General features: G+C 68.9%; 13 protein-coding genes. All 13 read left to right on the forward strand.

Annotation, left to right across the window (positions count from 1 at the left end; all coding sequences use genetic code 11):
• Positions 1-14 precede the first annotated feature (14 nt).
• A complete protein-coding gene (locus MXD95_RS02390) occupies positions 15-248 on the forward strand; it encodes an MbtH family protein (protein WP_250638840.1) in 234 nt (77 codons plus the stop codon).
• A complete protein-coding gene (locus MXD95_RS02395; protein WP_250638841.1) occupies positions 245-5,389 on the forward strand; it encodes a non-ribosomal peptide synthetase in 5,145 nt (1,714 codons plus the stop codon). The genes MXD95_RS02390 and MXD95_RS02395 overlap by 4 nt, the downstream gene beginning before the upstream one ends.
• On the forward strand, positions 5,386-12,663 hold the full coding sequence (locus MXD95_RS02400) for a non-ribosomal peptide synthetase (RefSeq protein WP_250638842.1): 7,278 nt from the start codon (positions 5,386-5,388) through the stop codon (positions 12,661-12,663). Before MXD95_RS02395 ends, MXD95_RS02400 begins: the two co-directional genes overlap by 4 nt.
• Positions 12,660-13,613, forward strand: coding sequence for an ornithine carbamoyltransferase (locus MXD95_RS02405; RefSeq protein ID WP_250638843.1), 954 nt, complete (start codon positions 12,660-12,662; stop codon positions 13,611-13,613). The genes MXD95_RS02400 and MXD95_RS02405 overlap by 4 nt, the downstream gene beginning before the upstream one ends.
• A gap of 2 nt (positions 13,614-13,615) precedes the next feature.
• Positions 13,616-14,875 carry an MFS transporter gene (locus MXD95_RS02410; protein ID WP_250638844.1) on the forward strand — a complete coding sequence of 420 codons (1,260 nt, stop codon included), beginning with the start codon at positions 13,616-13,618 and terminating at the stop codon, positions 14,873-14,875.
• Between the two features lie 12 nt (positions 14,876-14,887).
• The gene (locus MXD95_RS02415; RefSeq protein ID WP_250638845.1) at positions 14,888-16,087 is read left to right on the forward strand and encodes a LeuA family protein; all 1,200 of its coding nucleotides are present in this window, start codon (positions 14,888-14,890) and stop codon (positions 16,085-16,087) included.
• Positions 16,084-17,487 carry a 3-isopropylmalate dehydratase large subunit gene (gene leuC / locus MXD95_RS02420; protein ID WP_250638846.1) on the forward strand — a complete coding sequence of 468 codons (1,404 nt, stop codon included), beginning with the start codon at positions 16,084-16,086 and terminating at the stop codon, positions 17,485-17,487. Before MXD95_RS02415 ends, leuC begins: the two co-directional genes overlap by 4 nt.
• Before the next feature lie 9 nt (positions 17,488-17,496).
• A complete protein-coding gene (leuD, locus tag MXD95_RS02425) occupies positions 17,497-18,123 on the forward strand; it encodes a 3-isopropylmalate dehydratase small subunit (protein ID WP_250638847.1) in 627 nt (208 codons plus the stop codon).
• 5 nt (positions 18,124-18,128) lie between these two features.
• On the forward strand, positions 18,129-19,292 hold the full coding sequence (locus MXD95_RS02430) for a pyridoxal phosphate-dependent aminotransferase (protein WP_250638848.1): 1,164 nt from the start codon (positions 18,129-18,131) through the stop codon (positions 19,290-19,292).
• An 82-nt stretch (positions 19,293-19,374) separates the two neighbouring features.
• Positions 19,375-20,478, forward strand: a complete 1,104-nt coding sequence (locus MXD95_RS02435; RefSeq protein ID WP_250638849.1) for an isocitrate/isopropylmalate dehydrogenase family protein — start codon at positions 19,375-19,377, stop codon at positions 20,476-20,478.
• Positions 20,479-20,491: 13 nt separating this feature from the next.
• Entirely contained in the window at positions 20,492-21,226 is a 735-nt protein-coding gene (locus MXD95_RS02440) for an ABC transporter ATP-binding protein (protein WP_250638850.1), read from the forward strand.
• On the forward strand, positions 21,223-23,745 hold the full coding sequence (locus tag MXD95_RS02445) for an FtsX-like permease family protein (RefSeq protein WP_250638851.1): 2,523 nt from the start codon (positions 21,223-21,225) through the stop codon (positions 23,743-23,745). Before MXD95_RS02440 ends, MXD95_RS02445 begins: the two co-directional genes overlap by 4 nt.
• Positions 23,746-24,192: 447 nt before the next feature.
• On the forward strand, positions 24,193-26,067 hold the full coding sequence (locus MXD95_RS02450) for an AfsR/SARP family transcriptional regulator (protein ID WP_250638852.1): 1,875 nt from the start codon (positions 24,193-24,195) through the stop codon (positions 26,065-26,067).
• The last annotated feature ends 135 nt before the right edge of the window (positions 26,068-26,202 follow it).

Genomic DNA, 26,202 nt, shown 5'->3' on the forward strand with positions numbered 1-26,202 from the left:
AGAAGGGACATCTGGTGGACGAGTTCCGCGTAGTGGTCAACCAGGAGGAGCAGTACTCGATCTGGGCTGCCGACCGGCCGGTGCCGGCCGGCTGGCGGGCGGAGGGGACGGTCGGCGACCGCGAGACGTGCCTGGCACGGATCGAGCAGGTGTGGACGGACATGCGCCCGCTGAGCCTGCGCCAGTTCGCCGTGTCAGCGGGGACGGCGGTCTCCGGCGGTGCCGGACCGAACACGTCCCGACGATGACCAGAATCGTCGGCCCCCAGATTACTGCCCCGTCGCAGAACATCAGCGCCGCAGCCGAGGGTGCCCGGATCCTCGGCTGCGGCGCCGGCGAGCACCGGAGCCGGCCTGCCGCCTGTATCCCGGAGCTGGTGGCGGAGCAGGCTGGTCTGGACCCCGAGGCGGTGGCGGCCGTCGCCGGCGACCACCATCTAACCTACCGGGAGCTTGACGAGCGGGCGAACCGGCTCGCTCACCGGCTGCGTGACCTCGGCGCGCAGCCGGGAACGGCGGTGGGTGTTCTCCTGCCTCGCGGCATCGACCTTGTGATCGCGCTGCTGGCCGTGGGCAGGGCCGGGGCCGCCGCCCTACCCCTGGCTCCTGAGCATCCGCGCAAGCGGCTGGCGGTGATCCTCGCTGATGCCACCCCGGCGGCTGTGATCACCACGGAGACACTGCGCCCGATGGCAGCGGCGTTGACCGGTGTCCGCCTGGTCGACCCCGCGGACGGCACCATGGCATACCCATCCTCCTCACCGAGCGTCGCGCACCACCCCAGCGACCTCGCCTACATCGCCTACACCTCGGGCTCCACCGGACACCCTAAGGGCGTGGAGATCACGCATGAGGGGCTCCGCAATCGGGTGCTGTGGGCGGTCGAGGAGCACGGCCTGGGCCCACAGGACCGGGTGCTGCAAAGGACCACGATCTCCTTCGATGCGGCCATGTGGGAGGTCTTCGCGCCGTTGGTGGCCGGCGGCGCAGTGGTCATGGCACCTCCCGGAGCGCAGGGAGATCCCGCCGAGCTCCTGCGCACAGCAGCCGAACACGGGGTGACGGTTCTGCAGTTCGTGCCGTCTCTGCTGGCCCAGATCGTCGAGGAGCCGGGCCTCGAGGAGTGCTCCGCACTGCGGCTGGTGCTCGCCGCCGGAGAACCGCTGCCGACGGCGATCGCCAACCGGCTGGTGGGTCGGACAGGCGCCGAGCTGTACAACACCTACGGGCCCACGGAATGTTCGATCGACGCGACCGCGTACCAGTACACCGGGGCTCCCGTGGGCGCCCAGGTGCCGATCGGCACCCCGCTGCCCAACATGAAGGCGCTGGTCCTGACCGACACGGGCAGGATCGCGGCGGACGGCGAGAAGGGCGAGCTCCACCTCGGTGGTGTCGGTCTCGCCCGCGGCTATCTCGGCCGGCCCGGGCTGACCGCCGACCGGTTCGTGCCCGATGCCTTCACCGCGGAGCCCGGGGCAAGGCTTTACCGCACAGGTGACGTCGTCCGGCGCGACGCCGACGGATTCCTGGTGTACCTGGGGCGCCGGGACGGGCAGCTCAAGGTGCGCGGCATCCGCATCGAGCCGGGAGAGATCGAGGCGCGGCTGCGTGAGCTATCCGGCGTGACCGACGCGGCCGTCGTGAACCGTCAGAGCCCGGCAGGCGAGCCGATACTGACCGCCTTCCTGCTGGTACGCGGCAACGACGGCCCCGGATCCGACAAGATCCGCGCCTATCTCGGCGCACACCTGCCCGCCGCCGCGGTCCCGGCGCGGTATGTCCCCCTCGACCGTTTCCCCAGTACAGGAAACGGAAAGATCGACAGGACTGCACTCACCGAGATGCCCCTGCCCGAGGAAGCCGGAAGGACCCCCCGCGGGCGGTCACCGGAGGACGCCGAGGAAAGGCTTGTCGTCAGAGCGTGGTCGGAGATCCTGGGACTGCCGGCCGGCGCCCTCGGCGTGGATGACGACTTCTTCGCGCTCGGCGGGCACTCGCTCAGCGCGGCCCGGGTCGTGGCCCGACTGCGCGCTGCTCGAGGCGTGGAACTGCCGCTCGTGAGCATGTTCGAAGCGCGTACACCGGCGCGGCTGGCGGAGTTGCTGCGAACAGCACCGCCGGCAGCCGGGCACCTGGTGCGCACCGCCCGCGGCGCGCCCATTCCCCTGTCCGCGGCACAGGAACGGCTCTGGGTGCAGGAGCAGTTCGACCCCGGCAGCCCCGAGTATCTGCTCCCGGTGACACTGCGGATCCGCGGACCGCTTGACCTGAAGGCGCTGCGTGCCGCGCTGGGGGCCCTGGTCCGCCGACACGAAATCCTGCGCACCCGCTACCAGGCGGACTCGGGCGGCCCGGTGCAGGTGGTCGACCCTCCGACCGCCCCGACACTGCGTACGCATCACACCGCGAGCCTTGAAGAGGCCGTCGTCGCCCTGCGCCCCGAGCTGGACCGTGGATTCGATCTTGCGCAGGAACACCCGTTCCGCGCGGCCGTGGCCCAGGCCGGACCGGCGGAATACCTGCTCGTTTTGGTCTTCCACCACATCGCCGCCGACGGCTGGTCCATGGATCCCCTGGCCCGGGACCTCGCGGCGCTATACCAGGCCGCGGCCGACCGAACGGAGGCCCGACTCGATCCACTTTCCATCCAGTACGCCGACTATGCGGCCTGGCATCGAGAGCAGCTTGCCGGTCTGGCTCCGGACGCCGACCGCGACTACTGGCACGGCGCGCTTGCCGGACTGCCGGCCCTGGATATGCCGACCGACCGGAGCCGGCCGGCCATCCGCGACATCCGGGGAGCGGTGCACACCTTCACCCTGCCGGCGGACACCGCCTCGCCACTGCTGGCGGTGGGTGTCTCCCGAGGGGCAACGCCCTTCATGACCCTTCTGGCGGCGTTCGCCGTCCTGCTCGGCCGCTGGTGCGATCAGGACGATGTGGCGGTCGGGGCACCCGTCGTAGGCCGCGGCCGGATGGAACTGGACGACCTGATCGGCTTCTTCGTCAACACCTTGGTGTTGCGCACGAGTCTTGGCCAAGGCCCATCCGAACGCCCCCCCTCCTTCGTGGACGTGGTGGACCGGGTGCGGACCGCCGTGGAGGCCGGCTTGGCCCATCAGCAGTATCCGGTCGACCGACTGATTGCCGACCTCACGTCGGAGCGGTCGCTGTCCCGCAGCCCGCTGTTCAGCGTCTATTTCCAGGTCCACGACGACGAGCGCGCACCGTTCACGCTCGCGAACCTTGAGGTGGAACCGTTCCGGCTGGGAGAGCCGAGCGCGATCACCGATCTCGCCCTTGCCATGGAGCGGCGTCCGGACGGCTTGTGGTCCTGCGACCTGGAGTACGCCACCGCACTGTTCGACGAGACCACCATGCGCCGCCTAGCCGAGTGCTTCGCCCTCTTGCTCACCGAGGCTGCGGCGCGGCCGGATCTCCCGGTGGCTGACCTTCCGCTGCCAGGTGGGGCACGAGCCCTGACGGCGGGCGGAAACAGCGTCGAGGGCGGTGGAGTAACAGACGATCCCGCGGCGGTGCACCTGCCCGGCCGCATCGGCAGGCAGGCCGCCGCCACCCCCGATGCTCCCGCAGTGATCTCGACGACCGCCACCCTGAGCTACCGGGAGCTGGATGAGCAGGCGAACCGGCTCGCCCACCACCTGCTGGCGGCCGACGTCCGCCATGGCGACGTCGTGGGCGTACTCACCGGACGCGATCCCGATCTGGTGGTGGCCTGGCTCGCGGTGCTGCGCACAGGGGCGGTCTACCTCCCCCTGAACCCGCACGATCCCGACGAACGACTCGCCGAGCTCGTCGGGCGGGCGCACGCCGGCACCGTGCTCACCCTGAGCGCGTACGCCCGGCGCCTCGCGCCGACCGGCGCACGAGTCGTGGAGCTGGACAGGGAGGCCAGCGCGATCGCCGCCCGTCCGTCCAGCGCGCCCCGGATCGAGCCGCATCCCCGCGACCTCGCGTACATCATCCACACCTCTGGATCAACCGGACGTCCCAAGGGGGTGATGATCGAACACCTCTCGTACCTCGATCACTGCCGCCATATGGCGGACGCGTACGCCCTGCGCCCGGGCAGCCGGGTCGCCTTCCTGGCGGCCGTCACCTTCGACGGAGCGATGGACCAGATCGCCGCACCGCTGCTGGTCGGCGCGGCCGTGGTCGTCCTCGACCCGCGCATCACACTCCCCGGGGACCTCATCAGCCTGCTCGACGAGCTCCGCGTAACCCTCATCGATGTCACCCCGCCCTACTTCCGTGCCCTGGTGGCCTGCCTGCGCCCCGGTGACACCCGCCTCGCCCGGCTTGAGCTCATGGGTGTCGGCGGAGACGCGATCAGCTACCGAGACGCGCAGGACTGGCTGGCCACCGGGCTCCCGGGACGTTTCGCCTGCACGTACGGCCCGACCGAGGCGACGATCGCCTGCACATTCCATCCGGTGCGGCACGACGAGGCGCGGGACCACGCCGGTACGGAGCTGGCGCCGCTCGGAACGGCGCTCGCGGAAACCACCCTGTACACACTGGACCCTCACGGGCACCCCGTCCCGGCCGGCAGTGAGGGCGAGCTCTACATCGGCGGCAATCGGGTCGCGCGCGGTTATCTGGACGATCCGCGCCAGACCGCCGAGCGGTTCCTGCCCGACCCGTTCTCCGCCCACCCCGGCAGCCGCATGTATCGCACCGGCGACCGCGTCCGCTGCGACGCCGACTCGGTGTACCACTTCATCGGCCGTATCGACCGACAGGTCAAGATTCGCGGCTTCCGCATCGAACCGGCGGAGGTCGAGGCGGCTCTCGCCGCCCACGCGGGGACTCTGGCGGCCGCCGTCGTCGTCCACGAACTGCGGCCCGGCGATCCGGGCCTCGTGGGCTACGCGGTACCGAAACCGGGTGGCGATCCATCGACCTACCTGTCCGAGCTGCGCGAGCACCTGACCAGGACCCTGCCGTCCCACATGGTGCCCGCCCGCCTCATCGTTCTCGACGCGCTTCCGCTGACCCGCAACGGCAAGGTCGACCGCAACGCGCTCCCCGCACCGGCCCCGGTGGACCCGGGCGTCCCGACGGACATCGAGGATCAGATCCAGGAGCGGATTGCCGTGATCTGGCGGGAAGTCCTGGGCCTGGAGCAGGTCGGGGCGCACGACAGCTTCTTCGTCCTGGGGGGCCATTCCCTGCTCGCCACCCAGGTCTGTCTGCGGCTGCGGGAGACGTTTCCAGTCGCCATCTCACTGCGGCAGTTCTTCGGCAGTCCCACGGTGGCGGGCCTGGCAGACCTGGTGCGGCGGGAGAACGGTGCCGCCCCAGTGCCGTCTCTCGGAGAGCGGATTCCGAACGTGCCCGCGCCGCAACCGCAGGAGGGACGATGACATCCGCCGACCAGGCCGTCACCCGTACGGCGGCCCGGCCCCTTCTGGAGCCCGCACTCCATGGCGTGGATCGGTCGCGGCGCCCCGCGGTCGCGCCTCCCGTCGAGCGAGGCCTGCCCCTGCCCGTTTCCTTCGCGCAGGAGAGGCTGTGGCTGCTGGAGCAGCTGCGCCCAGGAAGTACCGAGTACCTGGTGCCGCTCGCGCTGCGCCTCGCGGGGAAGCTCGAAAGCGAGACGCTGTGGCGAGCGTTGCACGCGGTCGTTGACCGCCACGAGGTGCTTCGGACTCGATACATCGTCGTGGACGACACCCCGCTGCAATGTATCGACCCCCAGGGCGCTTACGAACCGCAGGAGATTGATCTGCGTGCGCTGGCGGAGCCCGAGCGCGCCGCGCGGACGACCGAGATCATCACCAGCGAGGGCACTCGGCCATTCAACCTCCAGGCCGAGCAGCCGATGCGGGCGGTTCTGATCCGTCTGTCCGACACCGAGGCACTGCTGCTACTGGCCATCCACCACATCGCCGTCGACGGCTGGTCAGCCGAACTCCTCCAGGACGAGCTGGCCGCCTTCTACACCGCGTTCCACGAGGGCGGCGTCGACCCGCTGCCACCTCTGTCGCGCCAGTACGCGGATTTCGCCCAGGAGCAGCGGGCCTACGCAGCCACGGCCGAGGCCGAGCGGGAGCTGACCTACTGGCGCGGGCAGTTGGCTGGCGTCAGGCCGCTGCCGCTGCTCACGGACCGATCCCGCGGGATCCGCTGGGAGTCCGCGGGATCGACAGCACCCTTCACGGTAGCCGCCCAGACCATCAGCGGACTGGCCGAACTGGGACGTAGCCGCGGCTGCACCATGTACATGGTGCTCCTGGCTGCGGTGCAGGCGTTTCTGGCCCGCGTGACCGGTCAGCCGGACGTCGTCGTCGGCTCGCCGATCGCCGGGCGGGACGACGGCACGAACGCGAAGCTGATCGGCTATTTCGCCAACACTCTCGCCCTGCGCGCGTCGGCGGACGCGGAACTGCCCTTCCACCGTTTCCTGGAGCAGGTTCGCGATGTCGCCCTGGATGCGTACGCGAACGCTGCGGTGCCCTTCGAGCGGTTGGTATCGGACCTCAGGACGACCCGTGACCTGTCCCGCAACCCGGTGTTCCAGGCGAGCCTGACCTTCGAACCGGAGCCGCCGGGCACCCGCGGGCTGCCCGGAGCGACGATGGTCGAGGAACGCGTGGAGTGGACCCCCGCCAAGTTCGACCTGGCCTTCCTAGTCCGGCGGACCACCACGGGGACCTACCTGGGCCACATCGAGTACCCGACCGCGCTGTTCGACGCGGAGACCGTCGAGCGGATGGCGAGACAGTTCACAACCCTGCTCCAGGCCGTGTGCCGGGCCCCGGAAACGCCGATCGGCGCCCTTCCGCTGGGAGAGCCCGCGCCGCTCCCGGTCCACCCGTCCACCCGACCGAACCCGACCCTGATCCACTTACTGGTGGAGCACTGGGCGCGGACGACCCCGCAGATGCCGGCACTCACCGCTGAGGGTGCCGACCTCACCTACGCCGAGCTTGACCGGCAGGCCAACCGACTGGCTCACCACCTGCGCTCTCTGGGCGTGGTGGCGGACCAGCCCGTCGGCGTCCACCTGCGTCGCGGCACGGCGCTCGTCGTCACGTTGCTCGCGGTGCTCAAGGCGGGCGGGGCCTATCTGCCGCTGGACCCGGACCAGCCCCCCAGCCGGCTGGCCGACATTGTCGCGGACTCGGCCGCCCGTGTGGTGGTCACTGACGACGCGGACGCTCTGGAGCGGATTGCCGCTGAGCACATCGTGGTGCTCGGCTCCGCCGACCTGACCGCCGCGCTTGCCGAGCAGTCCGAGGACGCCCCGGCGTGGCAGGCCCATCCCGACCAGCTCGCGTACGTCATCTACACCTCCGGCTCGACGGGGCGCCCCAAGGGCGTCATGGTCACCCATGCCAATGCGACGCGGCTGTTCACCACGACCGCGGCCGAATTCGGGTTCGGCCCGAACGACGTGTGGACCCTGTTCCACTCCTATGCCTTCGACTTCTCGGTGTGGGAGATCTGGGGTGCCCTATGCCACGGCGGACGCTTGGTGATCGTGCCGTTCGAGGTCTCCCGTGACCCCTTGCGGTTCGTGGCTCTACTGGCCGGCGAACACGTCACCGTGGTCAACCAGACCCCGTCGGCCTTCGGAAACCTGGTGGCCGCCTTCGCCGGCGGGAACGCGCCGGACCTCGACGTGCGGGTCGTCGTGTTCGGTGGCGAGAGCCTGGACAGCAAGGTGCTCCGCCCCTGGTTCGACCGCTATGGCGGACAGGCACGCGTGGTCAACATGTACGGGATCACCGAGACAACGGTGCATGTCACCCGCCACGAGGTGACCGCGAGCGACGCCGCCGGGGCGCCAACAGCAGGCCGCAGCCCGATCGGCGCCGCACTGGCGGATCTGGAACTCTACGTCCTGGACACGCAGATGCAGCCGGTCCCGCCCGGAATCCCCGGCGAGCTGTACGTCGGCGGCAGGGGACTCGCCCGCGGTTACCTGGGCCAACCCGCGCTCACCGGCGAACGGTTCGTACCGGACCCGTATTCCGGGCGGCCCGGTGACCGGCTGTACCGCACCGGCGACCAGGCCCGCGTCACACCGGGCCGGGGCGTCGAGTACCTGCGGCGAATCGACGGCCAGGTCAAGGTCCGAGGGTTCAGGATCGAGACCGGCGAAGTCGAGAGTGCGCTGGCCACCCATCGCGCGATCGCCGCGTGTGTGGTGGCGGTCCACGGCGACCGCCTGGCCGCGTGGGTCGTTCCCGCGCCCGGCCACGACGTCGATCCCCACGACCTGCGCGCGCACCTTGCCCGGCAGCTACCCGCCTACATGCTCCCGTCAGCGTTCGTCGCACTGCTGGCCCTGCCACTGACGACAAACGGCAAGGCCGACAGGGCGGCCCTGCCGGCTCCCGAACCCGACCAGCACGCGGCCGGCCGCGGGTCCCGCCCGGCGCGCACACCCCGGGAACGGGCGGTCACCCGGGCCTGGGCCGAGGTGCTGGGGATTCCGGAGCCAGGCGTGGAGGACAACTTCTTCCACCTGGGCGGTGACTCGATCCGGGCGGTCCAGGTCGTGGGCCGGCTCCGGGCCGGTGGTTACGAGCTGGGGGTCGCGGAACTGCTGCGGTTCCAGACACCGCGTGCGCTCGCCGCGGTCCTGCCCGACACCGTGGATCCCCTTGGTGACCACCAGGCCACCCGTCCGTTCTCGCTGATCGACGACACCACGCGGGCGGCGCTCGTGGACGGGGTCCAGGACGCCTATCCCCTCACCGAGGGACAGGCCGGAATGGTGTACGAGGTGTTCGCCGACCCGACCCATCCTTATCACAACGCCACCTGTTACTTGGTGCGCGACGACGCCGCCCTCGATCTGGACGCGCTGCGCGCCGCGGTCCGGCAGGTGACCACGAGACACGAGGTTCTGCGCACCTCCATCGATCTGGCCACCTTCGCCGAACCGCTCCAGTTGGTGCACGCCCGCGCCGACATCACCCTGCGCCACGTCGACCTGCGCACGACCGAACTGGCGAAGCGGGAGGAGGTCATCGCCGATCTGCTGGCCGCGGAGCGCCGCGAGCTGTTCGATCTGAACACCCCGGGCCTGTGGCGGTTGGCCGTCTACCAGGAGCAGGACGACCGCTGGCGCCTTGCCTTCGTCGAGTTTCACGCCATCCTCGATGGCTGGAGCCACCACAGCCTGATCACCGAACTGATCGAGGCGTACCGCGCGCTGCGCTCCGGCTCATTGGCCGCTCTGGACGTGCCGTCCGTCCGCTTCGCCGACTTCGTGGCCCTGGAGCGGACGGAGTCCTCGCCCGACCACCTGGAGTTCTGGCGGAGGCGCCTCGACGGCGTCGAGCCGTTGGTGCTGCCCGCTGCGTGGCAGGCGGGCACGGGAGCGGAGGAGGACCGCGCGGGTGATGGCACCGGCGAGGGAACGACCTACGACGTCCACGTGCCGTTCAGCCATCTGGAGCCGGCGCTGCGGGCGTTGGCAAGGGCAGCCGACGTGTCCTTCAAGAGCGTGCTCCTCACCGCGCACCTCAAAGTGCTGAGCATGCTGACCGACCAGCAGGGGTTCCACACCGGGCTGGTCACGAACGGACGGCTGGAGGAACTGGAAGCCGACCGCACGCTCGGCATGCACCTCAACGTCGTGCCGGTCGTCTGCCCGCGGTTCACCGGAACCTGGCGCGACGCGGTCCGGGAGGTCTTCGACCAGGAGACGGAGATCTGGAAGCACCGGCGCTACCCGATGGCGAGGCTCTGCCGTGAGCTCGGTGTCCCCGCGCCGCGGGCGGCCTTCAACTTCCTCGACTTCCACATCCTCGACCGGGACCGGGTCGACGTGTCCGCGACCGTGGACGTCAGCCCCAACGAGTTCGACTGGGCGGTGTCCACCGAATGGGGCCGGCTGGTCCTGGTCGCCAACGCCCAGATGATCACCCGCCCGCACGGGCTCATGCTGGCCCGCCTGTACGGCACCGTGCTGTCCGCCATGGCCGAGGAGCCCTCGGCGTCGGCCGCCGGCTCGGCCCTTCCGGCCCCGGACCGCGAGGCCCTGGTGCGGCTGGCGGGCGACGCCGACGCCGCCACCCCGCGCACGTTCCACGAGCTGGTGGCCGACTGGGCGCACCGCAGCCCCGACGCTGACGCCGTGTGTCACGAGGAAACGCGGCTGACCTACGCGGAGCTGATGTGCCAGGTCGACGCGCTTGCCGGGAGGCTGCGGGCGTCCGGAGTGGGAAGAGGCACCGTCGCCGGCGTGCTGCTCCCGCAGGGGCCCGACCTGGTCATCGCCCAGCTCGCGGTGCTGCGGGCAGGGGGAGCGTACCTTCCGATCAGCCCGGACCAGCCCGCCGAACGCCGAGCGTACCTGCTCGCCGACGCCCAGGCCTCCCATCTGATCACGCGAGAGCCGGGACCCGAGACGACCGCGGGATTCACGGGCAGTGTCCTGTCGGTCAGCCCGCACGCCTACCGCCCGGCCCCGGTGCGAGGCGGGGGCGCGCGGTACCTGCCCGCTCCCGAACTCCCGGAGGTGCTACCGGGGGACAGCGCCTACGTGATTTACACCTCCGGTTCGACCGGCCGCCCGAAGGGGGTCGTCGTCGAACACCGCGGGCTGGCCACCCTGGTCGCCGCGCAGGCCAGGCATCTGGACATCAGCCCGGGAAGCCGGGTGCTGCAGAACGCGGCCCCGATCTTCGACATCTCGGTCTTCGAGACCCTACTGGCCCTCGCGCACGGAGCCACCCTCGTCACGGCCCCGCCTGACCGCCTCGTCCCGGGGGAGGAGCTGGCCGGGCTGGTTCGCGAGCAGCGGGTGACGCACCTGGTCATGGTGCCTTCGGCGCTCGCGCTCATGCCCACCGACCGCCGTCCGCGGGTGGTGATCGTCGGCGGGGAGGAGTGCCCGCCCGCGCTGGCCGCCCGGTGGTCCCGCGGCGGAGTCCTGATCAACGGTTACGGTCCCACCGAGACGACGGTCTGGGCGACCGTCGAGCGGTCCCACGGCCAGGAGCAGCTGACCATCGGCCGACCGATCGAGGGGGCGCGGGCCCACGTGCTCGGCCCCGACATGGAGCCGCGCCCGGTCGGTGTCCCCGGGGAGCTCTACCTGTCCGGCCCGGGTGTCGCCCGCGGCTATCTCGGCCAGCCTGCGCGTACCGCCGAACAGTTTCTGCCCGACCCCTTCTCGACCGCTCCCGGCACCCGCCTGTACCGGACCGGCGACCGGGCGTACCGCCTGCTGGATGGCCGGATCGGCTTCCTGGGCCGCGTCGACGACCAGATCAAGATCCGAGGTCACCGGATCGAACCGGGCGAGATCGAGGCGGCGATGCACCGTCATCCGACCGTCGCCCAGGCGGCGGTGACCCCATACCAGGGTCCGGACGGCGACACCGGACTGGCCGGCTACTTCTCAGTTCGCACCGGCCATGACCTGACCCCGCAGACTCTCGCCGGCTTTCTCGGACGTGAACTCCCGCGCTACATGGTGCCGACCGCGCTGGTGGCGATGCCGGTACTGCCGACCTCGGCGACGGGCAAGGTGGACCGCCGGGCGCTGCCGCCGGTGGAGGCCACAGCCGGCCTCACGGCCAGGCGGGTCGTGCCGCGCAACGCCACCGAGCATCTGGTGGCCGGCGTCTGGGAGGAGCTCCTGCGGGTGCGGGGCGTCGGCGCGTACGACGACTTCTTCGCCCTCGGTGGCCACTCCCTGCTCGCCATCCGCGCGGCTGCCGCCCTCGAGCGCCTCACCGGCACCCCGGTCACCGTCCGAGACGTCCTGGCCCGGCCGAGCGTGGCGGCCACCGCGGCCTGGCTCGACGGCTCCGACACCGGGTCCGGCCAGAACACGGACACCTGCCTGGTCTGGTTCCGGCGCGGCGGGACCGCGTCTCCCATCCTGCTCGTCCATCCTGGCGGAGGGGGCGTCCACTGGTACCGCGCCCTCGCCGACCTGCTGCCCGCGGACCACCCGGTCGCGGCGTTGCAGCACCCGGCAGTGACCGATCCCGAGCAGGCCGGACTCGACATCGGCGCCTTGGCCGCACGCTACCTGCGCGACGTCGACGCGATCGGGCCGGCCGGCCCGTACCGGCTCCTCGGCTGGTGCGGAGGTTCCCCGGTGACCTGGGAACTTGCCAGACTGCTGCGGGCACGCGGCGATCATGTCCGCCTCGCGCTCCTGGATCCGGCCACCGTGTCCGACGGCGAGCGCGAACCCGCCGCGCTGCGCCCCCTGCGCCGTCTGGTCACTCTGCTGGACGACCTGGCGGCAGCCCCTGACGACCGCGAGGCCGCACGACTGCGCGAGGCCGCCTTCCCGCTGCTGCGGGACGCGATCGATGATGACGGTGGCATCGAGGTCACCGCGGAGACGGTCGGACCCCACTGGCGTGAGCGGGTCCGAACCTGGCTCAGGCTGCACGAGGCATCCGTGGCCTACCAGTATCCGCCGGCCGGGGACACCGACGTCCACCTTCTGCTCAGCGACGAGCTCGTGGGCGGCGCACACGAGGCCACCGACGGTCTCGCTCTCGACGAGTACACGGCGCGCTGGCAGCGACTCACACCCCGGCTGGCACGGCACCGGCTCGCCGGAGATCACTTCGGGGTACTGACACCACCCCGTGTCGGGCAGCTCGCCGACCGGCTGGCTGAGATCTGGACCTCTGACGGGATCGGACGATGACCTTCTCACCCATGTCCCGGGACGGCTGCACGGTACGCCGACATCTCCTCTCCCTGAACGACCTCGACGCGGAGGACCTGAATCAGCTGGTGCTCCGTGGCGTCCGGTACGCGGCGTGGCCGGACCACGGCGAGCCCTTGGCCGGAACCGTCCTCGGCGTGTACTTCCGGCGCACCTCCACCCGCACCCGGACCGCCTTCACGACGGCGGCTCTGCGCCTCGGCGCCCGCGTCATCGCCTACGGCCCCAACGACCTGCAGCTGGAGACCGGCGAAAGCATCGAGGACACCGGGCGGGTGCTGTCCTCCATGCTGGACGGCCTCGTCGCCCGCACCGCGGACGACACCGGCGAACTGCGCGCCTACGCCGCCCAGAACCGGATGTCGGTGATCAATGCGATGTCCGCGCAGGAACACCCCACCCAGGCGCTGAGCGACCTGTCCACCATGTTCGCGCACTTCGGCGGCATTGACGGACTGCGGGTGCTCTACATCGGTGAGGGCAACAACACGGCGGTGGCGCTGGCGCTGGCGCTGGCGCGGTTCGCGCGCACCACTCTGTACCTGCGCACCCCACCTGGGTACGGCCTGGACGAGGACGTGCTGAAACAGGCTCGACTCCACGCTCAGTCCACCGGCTCCATCGTGGAGGAGAGCCACGATCCGTACGACCTGCCGGAGTCGATGGACGTCGTGTACACGACGCGCTGGCAGACCACCGGAACCAGCAAGCCGGATCCCGACTGGCGCACAGTGTTCGCCCCATTCCGCGTGGATCGCGCCGTGCTCGAGGCGAACCCCCAGGCGGAGTTCATGCACGACCTGCCCGCGCACCGGGGCGAGGAGGTCACGGCGGAGGTCCTGGACGGCCCTCGTTCCCTCGCCTTTCGCCAGGCGGAGAACAAGTTGTACAGCGCCATGGCCGTCCTCGAATGGTGCCTGCGGGGATGACAATGGCCACCGTCAACGCGGCGAACGAGACAGCCGAGAAGACCGACCTCGAACCGCTGCGCCGCAACGTCCCGTTCCTGCTGCTGTGGAGCGGTTCAGCGGTGTCCGCGCTGGGCACCAGCGTCTCCACGTTCGCCTACCCGCTGCTCGTGCTGTCACTGACGGGTTCGCCGCTGCGGGCCGGTCTGGTCGCGTTCCTCGCCACCCTGCCGAGCATCATCCTGCAGCTGCCGGCAGGGGCGCTCGTGGACCGGCTGAACCGCCGGTCGCTCATGCTCGTCTGCGACCTCGGTCGGGCCGCCGTGCTCGGCAGTATCGCCGCGACCGTGCTGTCCGGCCATTTCTGGTTCGCACACGTGGCGGCCGCCGCACTGGTCGAGGGGGCACTGTCCGTACCGCATCGGCTGTGCTCCCAGGCCGCCGTGCGAAACGTCGTTCCCGACCGGCATCTGCACACGGCATACGCTCAGAACGAAACACGCGACCGCGCGGCGCTGATGCTCGGGGCGCCGCTGGGCGGAACGCTGTTCGCCGTGTCGCGCTGGATGCCGTTCCTGCTCGACGCGGCCAGCTACCTCGTCTCCGCCATCAGCCTGCTGTTCATCCGAGTGCCGTTCCGCGTGGACGAGACCGCCCCCCAGCCCGAAGGCGTTCGGGAGTCGATGGCACATCTCGCGCAGGGCGTGCGCTGGATCAACCGTCAGCCGTTCATCCGGACCGCCGTGCTACTGGTAGGAGCGAGCAACCTGCTGTTCCAGGCGCTGAGTCTGGTCGTCATCGCCAAGCTCACCGCGGCCGAGGTCAGCGCCGCCGACATCGGCTACGTCATGGCCGCCGCGGGAGTCGGGGGAACCCTCGGCGCGCTGGCCGCGCCCCGGCTGCTACGCCATATGCCCCTGCGCGTCCTCGTGCCGGCGGCCAACTGGGCCTGGGCGCTACTCATTCCACTTGTCGCGATCTGCGACCAGCTCGTCGTCCTCGGTCTTCTGCTCGCCCTGATCGTGTTCGTCGGACCGCTGTGGAACATCGGCGTGGACGTGCACCGGCTCGCGCTGACGCCGGACGAGCTACAGGGTCGGGTCAGCGCGGCGGCGGCACTTATCGAGAGCGGCACGATCCCGCTCGGTGCGCTCGGCGGCGGACTGCTGGCCGACGCCCTGACCGGACGCCAGGCCGTCCTGGCTCTGGCTGCGGGCATGGCGCTCACCGCGCTCGTCGCGACGCTCAGCCCCGCGGTCCGGCGCCACGTGGAAACCCCCTAGGAAGGAAGAAGCATGTCCGACATGCCGACCGATTCGTCGCCTAGACGGATCACCTTCTACGACACCACCCTGCGGGACGGGGAGCAGGCACCGGGCAACACGATGAACCCGGACCAGAAGCTCGCGCTCGCCCTGCGCATGGAGCAGCTCGGCATCGACGTCATCGAGACCGGGTTCCCCAGCTCCTCCGCCGCGGACCAGCAGGCGACCCGACTGATCTCCGCGGAGTTGACCTCGGCACGGTTCTCGACCCTGTCCCGCGCCGTACCCCGAGACATCGACATGGCGGTCGAGGCCGGTGGGCTGGAACGCCACCAGGTCGAGATCCTCGCCACCGGCAGCGACCTGCACCTGGAACACAAACGGGGGATCACCCGTGCCCAGGGCGAACGGGAGACCACCTCCGCGGTGCGCTATGCCCGCTCGCTTGGAGTGGTCGATGTCGCCGTCGGTATCGAGGACGCCAGCCGGGGCGACCACGGCTTGATTTGCTCCCTCGTGGCGGCCTCCATCGAGTCCGGGGCGACCACCATCGTCCTGGCGGACACCACCGGATGCGCCACTCCCGCCGAGTTCGGTGCCCTTGTCCGGGCCGTCCGGGAGGTGATTCCGCCGTCCGTGGTGCTGTCCACACACTGCCACAACGACCTCGGGCTGGCGGTGGCCAACACACTCGCGGCGATCGAGGCCGGTGCGGACGAGGTACAGGTGGCCCTTGCCGGGATCGGCGAGCGGGCGGGCAACACGGCCCTGGAGGAGGTGGCCGCGGTCCTCCATTACAAGGGAGCGGCCCTGGGCGTTCGGACCAGCCTGGACACCCGTCTGTTGTACCAGGCGTTCGAACTGCTGAGCGCTACCATCGCGCTGCCGGCCCCCCGGAACAAGGCGATCTTCGGATCCAACGCGTTCTCCACGCAGGCAGGGATTCACCAGGATGGCATCCTTCGTGACCCCAGGACCTACGAGTACGTGGAGCCGGCCCTGTTCGGGCGAGAGCGGCGGCTGCTGGTGGGCCGACACTCGGGCCGGAACATCCTCCGTCACCTGTTCGCCGAACTGGGCCTGCCGGCGGACAGCCAGCAGATCGAGCGTCTCTACGCGGACCACATCGAAGATCGGGGCGAGGACTGCCTGGACCTCACCGCGATGAGTGCGGTCGTCCGAGCGCGCCTTGGCCGGGTCCTGGCCTCGGCCAAGGAGGTCCGGGCATGACCAGCGCCGCACGCACTCTGCTGGAGAGGGTGTGGGACGCGCACATCGTCGAGCATGCCGCCACCGGTGACGACCTGCTCTACATCGACCTGCACCTCGTCCATGAGGCCAGCTCGCCGCAGGCCTTCGACGGTCTGACGGCATCGGGACGGCGTCTGCGTCGCCCGGATCTCACCCTGGGAGTGGAAGACCACAACGTCCCCACGGCGTCTCTCCGGCTGGCCGACCCGCTCAGCCGCCTGCAGGTCGAGGCGCTGCGCCGCAACTGCGCCGTACACAAGGTCGAGCTGTTTCGCCTCGGTGACCCGCGACAGGGCATCGTCCATGTGGTCGCCCCGGAACAGGGGTACGTCCGACCCGGCATGACCATCGTGTGCGGCGACAGCCACACCTCCACCCTGGGTGCCTTCGGCGCCCTGGCGTTCGGGGTCGGCAGCAGCGACGTCGAGCACATTCTGGCGACCCAGACACTGCCACTGGCCCGGCCCGAGGCGATGGCGGTCGAATTCACCGGCCGCCTCCCGGAAGGCGCCACGGCCAAGGACATGATTCTCGCCCTCCTCGCCGAGGTCGGTGCGAACGGTGCGCACGGACATGTCATCGAGTACCGAGGCTCGCCCATCGGCGCACTGTCGATGGAGGAGCGGATGACCTTGTGCAACATGAGCGTCGAGGTGGGTGCCCGCGCTGGGCTCATCGCTCCCGACGAGACCACCTTCGACTACCTCGCCAGCCGACCGCACGTCCCCGGGGACGTGCAGTGGGACACCGCGCTGGAGTACTGGCGCACCCTGCGCAGCGACGACGAGGCGGTCTTCAACCGGACCGTCACCCTGGACGTGTCCCGGCTGACTCCCCACGTCACCTGGGGCACCAACCCGGGTCAGGCGGTGCCGCTCAGCGGTGCGGTGCCTGACCCGGAGCTGATCTCCGACTCGGTGGAACGGGCGTCCGCCCGTCGGGCGCTGGCCTATATGGGCCTGCGACCAGGAACCTTGATGACCGACATCGACATTGACGTGATCTTCATCGGTTCGTGCACCAACGGTCGGCTGGCAGATCTGCGTGCGGCTGCGCAGGTACTGCGTGGCCGGCGGGTCGCCGACGGTGTGCGCATGCTCGTCGTCCCCGGCTCTGGCCAGATTCGGCGCGCCGCCGAGGAGGAGGGTCTGGACAGGGTGTTCCAGGAGGCGGGTGCGCAGTGGCGACTGCCCGGATGCTCCATGTGCATGGGCATGAACGAGGACCGTCTGGAGGGCGCCGAGCGATGCGCGTCCACGTCCAACCGCAACTACGAGGGCAGGCAGGGCCCTCGCGCCCGAACCCATCTGGTGTCGCCCGCGGTGGCCGCAGCCACCGCGGTGCTGGGGCGCCTTGCCTCCCCTGCGGATCTGTCCTGAGGAGCACCGATGAAACCCATCATCGAGCACGTCGGCCGCGCGGCCGTGCTGCGGCGCAGCGGCGTGGACACGGATCAGATCGTGCCCGCCGAGTTCTGCAAGCGCCTCACCAAGACCGGTTATGACGACGTCCTGTTCCACACCTGGCGCAGGGATCCGGACTTCGAGCTGAACGACCAGCGGAGGGCGGGCGCGACGGTTCTGATCACCGGGCCCGACTTCGGCACGGGCAGCTCGCGGGAACACGCCGTGTGGGCACTGCGGGACTGGGGATTCGCCGTGGTCCTCGCGACGAGTTTCGGCGACATCTTCCGGCGCAACGCCCTGAAGAACGGGTTGCTGGCCGTCGCCCTGCCGGAGGACGTCGTCGGGCGTCTGTCCGATCTCGCCGAGCGGGACGCGGCCCTGGAGATCCGGACCGACCTGCGGCGGCGCGAGGTGCGGGCGGGATCACTCACGCATTCCTTCGACATCGACCAGCGGGCCCGTCGGCTGCTCATGGCCGGCCTTGACGAGATCGACAACACGCTCGACCGGGGGAAGGCGATCGAGGCGTACGAACGGGGCCGCGCCCCCTGGATGCCCACCGTGCGGCCGGCCGCCTCCGCCGACGTGCCCGTGGGGGGGCGTGAGTGAACGGCATGGCGCGGCCGACGGGAATCCGCCGGGTCTGCTCCCAACGGGCCGAAGGACTGCCGGGGGGCACCCTCTCCAACCTGCTTCGGCTGGCCCGGGACACCGGCGCCATCGACCTCGCCGTCGGCACGCCGGGATTTCCGGCGACCGATCGGCACCTGATCGACGGGGCTTGCGTCATGATCAATACTGGTCACAACCAGTACGGGGATCCAGTGGGCAGCCTGCCCCTGCGCCAGCAGATCGCCCGGCTGCTGACACCGTCCGCCGATCCGGTGACCGAGTTGACCATCACTGTCGGAGGCACCGAGGCCCTGTGCGTCACGCTGCTGGCCACGGTCGACCCCGGTGACGAGGTGGTGGTGTTCGAGCCCTACTACGAGGGTTTCGTCGGCGCGATCGCCCTCGCCGGCGCGACCCCCCGGTTCGTTCGGTGCACCGGTCCTCGTTGGGCCTTCGACCCGGGCGAACTGCGCGCGGCGTTCGGTCCGCGTACCCGGGCCATCCTGATCAACTCGCCGGCGAACCCCACAGGCAAGGTCTTCACCGCCGCCGAGTGGTTCCAGATCTCCGACCTTTGCCAGCACTGGGACGCCGTGGCCGTCTCCGACGAGGTCTACTCCGCGATGGTCTTCGACGGGCCGCCCCATATCTCGGCGGCCGCGGTCACGGGCCTGGAGGATCGCCACGTGGTCATCGGCTCCCTGTCCAAGAGCCATGCCGTCAGCGGCTGGCGGCTGGGCTTCCTGCGCGCCGACCCGGCGCGCACCGCCGTGTTACGGCGGGTCCACGAACTGACCACCAACGGGGCCGCGGTGCCGCTGCAGGCCGGCGCGGCCGAGGCCGGGCTGGAACAGCCGGAGGCCGGTGGGCTGTCGGCCGACCTGCGCTCCCGCTGCGACCTGCTGGCTGACGCTGTGCGGGGAATCGGGCTTGAGCCGATACCCCCGCAAGGGGGGTGTTACCTGACCGCTCGCCTGACCGGGAAGGACCGGGCGGACGTGGACGCCTACGTGTACGGGCTGCTCCGCGAACGCGGTGTCCTGGTGGTGCCTGGCACCGCCTTCGTGCGGCGGGGCGAGGAGGCCGCGTTCGTGCGGATCGCGTTCAATCGATCATGGGAAGTCGTCCGCTCGGCCGCACTCGCCCTGGGCCACTCCGGATGGTGAGAGAGTTGATGCGGTTCGTGCAGTCCCGGCATCTGGCCACCTATAGTATCGACGGAGTCCGCAAAGTGAGAATGAGGGTCCGATGACTGGAGCCGGACACACCACCATCCGGAGCATGCCGACACGCTCCGAGAACATCCAGGGAACCCTGTCGGCAGCAGTGGCGGTACTTCCGGGCGACGGCATCGGACCCGAGGTGATCGAGCACACCCTCGAGACGCTGCGGGAAATGGAGCTCGGCCTGGACTTCGATGTGCTCGACCAGGTCAGTGCACACCGGTACCTGCGCACTGGGGAGGCCATCACCGACGCAGAAATCGACCGCATCCGCGCCTGCTCCGCGGTTCTGCTGGGCGCGGTCGGCGATCCGGTAGTTCGCAACCCCGACTATGCCCGAGGGGTGCTCCTGCGGCTGCGTGCAGAATTTGACCTGTACGTCAACTACCGGCCGGTCAGACTGCTGCACGACCGGCTGAGCCCGCTACGGGATCCGAGGCATCGGAGCATCGACCTGGCTGTGGTCCGGGAGAACACCGAGGGCCTCTATGCGGGGGTGGGCGGCGGGCTACGGGCACGCACGTCCCAGGAGGTTGCCGTGGACACGGAAATCACCACGGCATACGGCGTCCGGCGTGTCCTCGACTTCGCCTTCTCGTCGGCTCGGCGCCGGGTCTGTCTGGTTGACAAGGCCAACGCGGTGCCCTTTGGCGGGGCGCTGTGGCAGCGGCTCTGGCACGAGGCCCAGGCCCGATATCCGCACATTACCGTCTCGCACGAGTACGTGGACGCTGCTGCCATGAAACTGGTCGCGGATCCGACTTATTTTGAGGTGATCGTCACAAACAACTCGTATGGCGACATTCTGAGCGACCTCACTGCGCAACTGGCCGGTGGCCTGGGCGCGGCAGGGTCGGCCAACCTCAATCCCGAGACGGGTTTCAGCCTGTACGAACCAGTACACGGAAGTGCGCCCGACATCGCGGGCAAAGGCGTGGCCAACCCGATAGGCGCGCTACTCAGTGCCGGACTCATGTTGGAGCGGCTGCACCGTGGCGGAGCGGCTCGGGCGCTGGCCCAGGCGGTAAGAAGCGTGGTGGGGGACGGAATCTGCACCCCCGACCTCGGTGGTACGTGCAGTACTCGAGAGGTCGCCGAGGGAGTGCGAGCGCGGTTGCTGTGGGGATAGGAGGACATGTTTCGTGCACGGTGACACTTACGTTGTCGGGCTTGAACAGGTTGTCAAGTCGTACGGAGATGGTCTGGCCGGGGTGAAGGCCCTGGATGGTGTCAGCCTTGAGTTCAGGCGCGGCGCCTTCACAGCGGTCATGGGCCCGTCCGGATCTGGCAAGAGCACGCTGCTGCACTGTGCCGCCGGTTTGGATCGGCCCACTTCAGGGTCGGTGTGGCTGTCGGGGCACGATTTGGGGCGGGTACCGGAGCCGGAGCTGACCGAGCTGCGGCGGCGGGAGATGGGTTTCGTGTTCCAGGCATTCAACCTGGTCGAATCGCTGACAGCGCAGGAGAACATCACGCTGCCGTTCCGGCTGTCAGGGACACGTCCTGACCGGCAATGGGTACGAGAGATCGTAGCGCGTACCGGTCTGCAGGACCGTGTTCGACACCGCCCAGCAGCGTTGTCTGGTGGGCAGCAACAACGCGTGGCCATCGCCCGGGCGTTGGTCACCCGTCCGGCGATCGTGTTCGCCGACGAGCCCACCGGGGCGCTGGACCAGGAGTCCGGGCGGGGAGTACTGAGACTGCTGCGGGAGGCAGTCGACCATTACGGACAGAGCGTGGTGATGGTCACCCACGATGCCGCTGCCGCCGAATACGCGGACGAGGTGGTGTTCCTCTCCGACGGACGTGTCGTGGACACCATCGTCCAGCCGTCGGCGGAGGCGGTGTCCCAGCGCATGCTCAGGCTTGGAGGGTGACGTTGTTCTCATTGGCGTTGCGGACCCTGCAGATGCGCAGGTCCGCCTTCCTCGGCTCACTCGTGGCTCTGGTGTGTACCTGCACGCTGATTACCGCCTGCGGACTGTTGTTCCAGTCCGCGCTCACCTCTCACCCGCCCACCGAGCGATACCGGGACGTCCCGGTGGTGGTCGCCGGCAAACAGTCGATGGCCTTCACCTATGGCTCGGGGGACGGGAAGAACACCGAACATGTGGGCCTGCCAGAGCGGGTTCGCCCGGCAGCCGACCTCGCCGGCCGGCTACGTGCGGTCCCCGGCGTGGCCGACGTGGTCGCGGACGTCTCGCTGCCCGTCGGATTGGCTGTGGACGGCCGAGAGATCTCCTCCGCTGACATCGCGGTCCTGCACGGCTGGGACAGCGCCCGGCTGACCCCCTACCGGCTGACTGCGGGACGCCAGCCGACCGGTGCCGAGGAGGTCGTTGTCGACAGCCACCTCGCTCGCTCGGCCCACCTCGCCGTCGGAAGCCGGGTGACCGTGTCCGCCACCCAGCCGGTGCCGGGCACCTACACCGTCGTCGGTCTCGCCGCTCCCCACCACGCCGATCCGGGTACCGCGGTCTTCGTTTCAGACACCGAGGCAGGCCGTCTCACCTCAGGCAAGGTGGATGTGTTCGGCGTGTACACGGATCCCGGCGCCAAGCCCACCGCCGTGGCGAAGGCGGTTCGCCAGGTGGTGCGTGGCCTGCCGCTGAAGGTGCACACCGGAGACGGCCGCGGTACCGCGGAGTTCCTCGACGTGAACAACGCCCTGGAGAACGTCGTCGCCCTCAGCGCGACCTTCGGTGGTATCTCCATGGCTGTCGCGCTGTTCGTACTCGCCGGAACGCTCGCGCTGTCGGTGCAGCAACGCCGACGCGAGCTGGCGCTTCTCAGGGCCATCGGAGCGACTGGGCGCCAGATCCGCGCCCTGGTCCTCGGGGAGGCCCTGGTGCTCTGCGTGCTCGCCAATGCGCCCGGCCTCGTGCTGGGCACCATGCTGGCATGGGTCGTGCGTGCCATTCTGGTCGCCCACCACGTCGCACCTCAGGCGATGCACCTGGACGTGGGATGGATCCCGCTGTTGGTGGGCGTGGGCGCCACCACGCTCACCGCGCAACTCGCGGTCCTGGTGACCGGACTGCGCGCCGGCCGCCTGCGCCCGGCGCAGGCCCTCTACGAGGCTTCCGCACCGCCGCCCCGTCTTGGACTCGGCCGGTTCCTGCTGGGCGTGCTGTGCGCCACGGGCGGGATCGTCGTGGTCGCCACGACCCGCTTCCTCACCGGCGGAGTGCTGACCGCGATCGCCGCTGGCGCCGTCCTGCTCCACCTGTTTGCCGCCGGCCTGCTCGGCCCGTTGGTCGCCCGGCTGGCCCTTGTACTGCTCGGCCCGTTCATCCGCGGACTGTCCCACACCACCGGCTTCCTGGCGGTCGCCAACAGCAGAGCTCACACGCGCCGAGTCACCTCGGTTTTCGTCCCCCTCGTGCTGTGTACCGCCCTGGGCGGAACACTGCTGTTCCTCCAGACCAGCCGTTCGCACGCCAGCGAGGTCCAGGGCCGCGACCGCATCCTGGCCGACCTCGCACTGACCACCCGCCAGGGGCTGCCTGCCAGCCTTGTCGACACCGTCCGTGCCACCCCTGGTGTCACTGCGGCGGCCGGCATCACCCCGACCACCGTCGTCACCGGCGGAGAGGATGCCTATGCCGCCCAGGCCATCACTCCCGGCGATACCTCCAGCCTGCTCGACCTCGACCTCGCCGCCGGTTCCCTAAGCGGACTGCACGGCGAGGCCGTCGCAATGAGTACCGCCGAGTCCCGCGGCAAACATGTTGGTGACACCGTCCGCCTGTGGCTAGGCGATGGCACCCGCGAGGAGTTGCGGCTGGTCGCCATCTACCGGCGCAGCATCGGCTTTGGCGACTATCTGCTGCCATCCACGATTGTCGCCGACCACACCACCAGCCCGCTGATCGATAGCATCCTCGTGGACACGGCACCTGGGGCCCACATCGAATGGCAGGCCCTGGCCGTCGCTCACCCCGGGCTGAAGGTCAACGACCGCGCCAGTGTCGCCAATGCCGAACAGCAGCAGGAGGACCTCGGCGCCTGGACCAACTATCTGCTGGTCGGCCTGCTCATCGCCTTCGCGGCGATCGCCGTCGTCAACACGCTGGCCATGGCGACCATGGCCCGTGGTCGGGAATTCGCCACCCTGCGGCTTACCGGCGCCACCCGCCGGCAGGTCATGCGGATGGTGAGCTGGGAGGCCATCCTCATCACCGGTATAGCCCTCGTCGTCGGCACAGCCATAACCGCCGCCACCCTGTTCCCGTTCAGCCAGGGCATGAGCGGGACCGGCACGCCCTACATCGCGCCCCAGTGGGCGTTCGCCCTGTTCGGATCCGGTCTGTTCCTCGCCCTTGCCGGCAGCATATTGCCCGCTCGCGTAGTGCTGCGGATCCCAGTCGTCAACGCCGCTGGAGCTGGAGCGTAAGCGGCACAGGGAGGCTCTTCTGGGGCCACCCTCCGCCGTCGTGCGCCTCCGCGCCGGCCATCCATGGCAACTCGGCGAATCTGGTCGGAGGAATTTTCCTGGATCTGGCCTACTTCGAGGAAAAGGGCATAGCGCGCTGTCAGCGAACGTAAGCGGACTGTCTGTCGAAACTGCTGAGCACGGCCGCTCGCCACTGCTGGCCAAAGCCTTCTCGCAGGGAAAATTCTGGGCCACCTTCTCCTGCTTTCCAGGAGAATCCTCAGCACTGAACTCGAGACTCGTTAGATTCACCGGGCCAGCCCGTTGGGGTCGCCAGATCTCAGTGCGGACCTCCGCTCCTCATCCAGACAGCAAAACGCAGGCCAGGAATTATTATACGTTTGTCTTGTTTACGTGATTGAAGGTGGAACTAGCCAGGGAAGATCATCCTCTCAGGAGATCGGGCGCGTGGCGAACACACTTAGCTTCCGGGTCCTCGGGCCGCTCGAAATGCGAGTGCACGGACAAAAAATCAAACCAGGAGGTCCACGCCAGAATATTATTCTGGCAATCTTGATACTGGCGGAGGGCAGGGTTGTGTCCGTGGACTTCCTGGCCGAGGCGATCTGGGGCCACAGGCCGCCGGTGACATCTCGCACTCAGGTCTCGATCGGCGTCGCCGGACTTCGGAAAATCATTAGGTCGGCCGGGTGGGAGTCCGATCTCATCGTGACTGCCTCTCCAGGGTACCAACTTGTCGCAGACGGCGTGAGCCTCGACTCCGCGGAGTTTTCGAATCTGGTCAGGGAGTCGCAACAGGTGCTCCGTGACGGTAATGCTCACAAAGCCGTCGATCTCCTCAATGAGGGTCTCGCTCTCTGGCGAGGAAGAGCCTTCGCGGGAATAATCAGCCAACTGGTCGAGGCAGAATCCGCCGACTTGGAAGAGCAACGTCTACTCGCCTATGAGACGCGGTCATCGACACAGCTGCTGCTGGGCCGGCATCTTGCGGCAGCCGCGGAGCTAACCCCCTTCGTACGTGAGAACCCGCTCCGCGAGCGAGCCCGCGGTGATCTTATGCGGGCGCATTATCTGTCGGGCCGGCGAGCGGAGGCGCTTGCAGTGTTCCGTGAGGGACGGAGCCACTTAGTCAAGGAGCTCGGCATTGAGCCAGGCCCCGATCTCCAGAAAATCCACGACGCGATACTTCGTGATGAAATTCCATCCGCTGTGGACTGCACACCTTCATCGCAGATAGTTGCTCTGCCGACGCCGGCACAGATCCCTCCGGCGCCGCCATACTTCGTTGGCCGAGAACAGGAGATGGCGCTGTTGGATACCCTGTTAGAAACCTCCAAGGAGGTCAATTCTCCTGCATTCGGGCTCATCACTGGAGGCCCAGGTTCGGGGAAAACAACCCTCGCAACACATTGGGCCCATTCGGTTGCGAGCCATTTTCCGGACGGCCTTCTCTTTGCAAATCTCTCCGGTTGCCACGGGGAAGAGTACATCGACAGAACAGATCAGATTCTCGAGGTCTTCCTGAGTGCGCTGGGGTTTGCCGCCGACCAGCTTCCGCCTAGTAGAAGTGCGCGTACCGCACTTTACCGAAGCGTACTCTATGGACGCCGGGTGCTCATTCTCCTCGACAACGTGGCAGATCGCGCGCAGCTCGCGCCGTTACTACCCGGCAGTGGAACCTGTGGCGTGCTCGTCACCAGCCGCAGTAGTTACTGCGAAGCAGCAACTGGCAACGAAACCCTGCATCTAAGGCTGGGAGAGCTGTCCAACGAGGCGTCGACAGCCATGATGGAAACAATCATCGGAACAAGTCGGACCGCCGAAGACCCGGCTGGTATCTCGAGGCTTGTAGCACTGTGTGAGGGTCTTCCGTTGGCTCTACAATCAGCCACCGCACAACTCCTTGCCAGACCACACTGGACAGCTTCGCATCTCGCCAAACGAGTGGAGGACGAGCGCCGCATCAACGGTATCTCACAACTCGACCGGCAGCTGGACGAAAGCTTTACAGGGACGTACAATCGACTCAGCAGATCTGCTGCGTCCGCTTTCAGGCAAGTTGCGAAATTCGACCAGGGCGAGTTCAGTGTCGCGACTGCGGCGGCCTTTATGGGGCTTGATCTCTTCGCTGCGGAGGAGCTCCTCGAACAGCTGGTCGACGTGCACCTGCTGTACGCAGTAAGCAGCCCAGAATATGACGAATCATATTATCGGATCTCGAGCCTGCTGCGGGTGTATGCTAAAAGCCACGCGGACGACTCGCTACTCACGATCTCCACAGTCGAGATGTTCGAAATCGATCTTTCCGCAAGTACGGGTTAACTCAGGCCGGATGCGATCGCCGGAGAAATTTATCCCACAAAATTCCGTGACGGCCAGACCGAATCATCTTATTGATGTGGATCGATCCGGGTCCCGAATCCGGAGAACGATTTCACCGATGTCGTGGAGCAGGCA

The organism is Frankia sp. AiPa1 (genome assembly GCF_023243075.1).
Lineage (GTDB): Bacteria > Actinomycetota > Actinomycetes > Frankiales > Frankiaceae > Frankia.

What these genes read in the sequence shown, in the direction of transcription:
- MXD95_RS02395 (WP_250638841.1), top strand. Translation starts at nt 245, where the DNA reads ATGACCAGAATCGTCGGCCCCCAGATTACTGCCCCGTCGCAGAACATC.
- MXD95_RS02435 (WP_250638849.1), top strand. Translation starts at nt 19,375, where the DNA reads ATGACTGGAGCCGGACACACCACCATCCGGAGCATGCCGACACGCTCC.
- MXD95_RS02400 (WP_250638842.1), top strand. Translation starts at nt 5,386, where the DNA reads ATGACATCCGCCGACCAGGCCGTCACCCGTACGGCGGCCCGGCCCCTT.
- MXD95_RS02410 (WP_250638844.1), top strand. Translation starts at nt 13,616, where the DNA reads ATGGCCACCGTCAACGCGGCGAACGAGACAGCCGAGAAGACCGACCTC.
- MXD95_RS02415 (WP_250638845.1), top strand. Translation starts at nt 14,888, where the DNA reads ATGTCCGACATGCCGACCGATTCGTCGCCTAGACGGATCACCTTCTAC.
- MXD95_RS02430 (WP_250638848.1), top strand. Translation starts at nt 18,129, where the DNA reads ATGGCGCGGCCGACGGGAATCCGCCGGGTCTGCTCCCAACGGGCCGAA.
- leuC (WP_250638846.1), top strand. Translation starts at nt 16,084, where the DNA reads ATGACCAGCGCCGCACGCACTCTGCTGGAGAGGGTGTGGGACGCGCAC.
- MXD95_RS02405 (WP_250638843.1), top strand. Translation starts at nt 12,660, where the DNA reads ATGACCTTCTCACCCATGTCCCGGGACGGCTGCACGGTACGCCGACAT.
- leuD (WP_250638847.1), top strand. Translation starts at nt 17,497, where the DNA reads ATGAAACCCATCATCGAGCACGTCGGCCGCGCGGCCGTGCTGCGGCGC.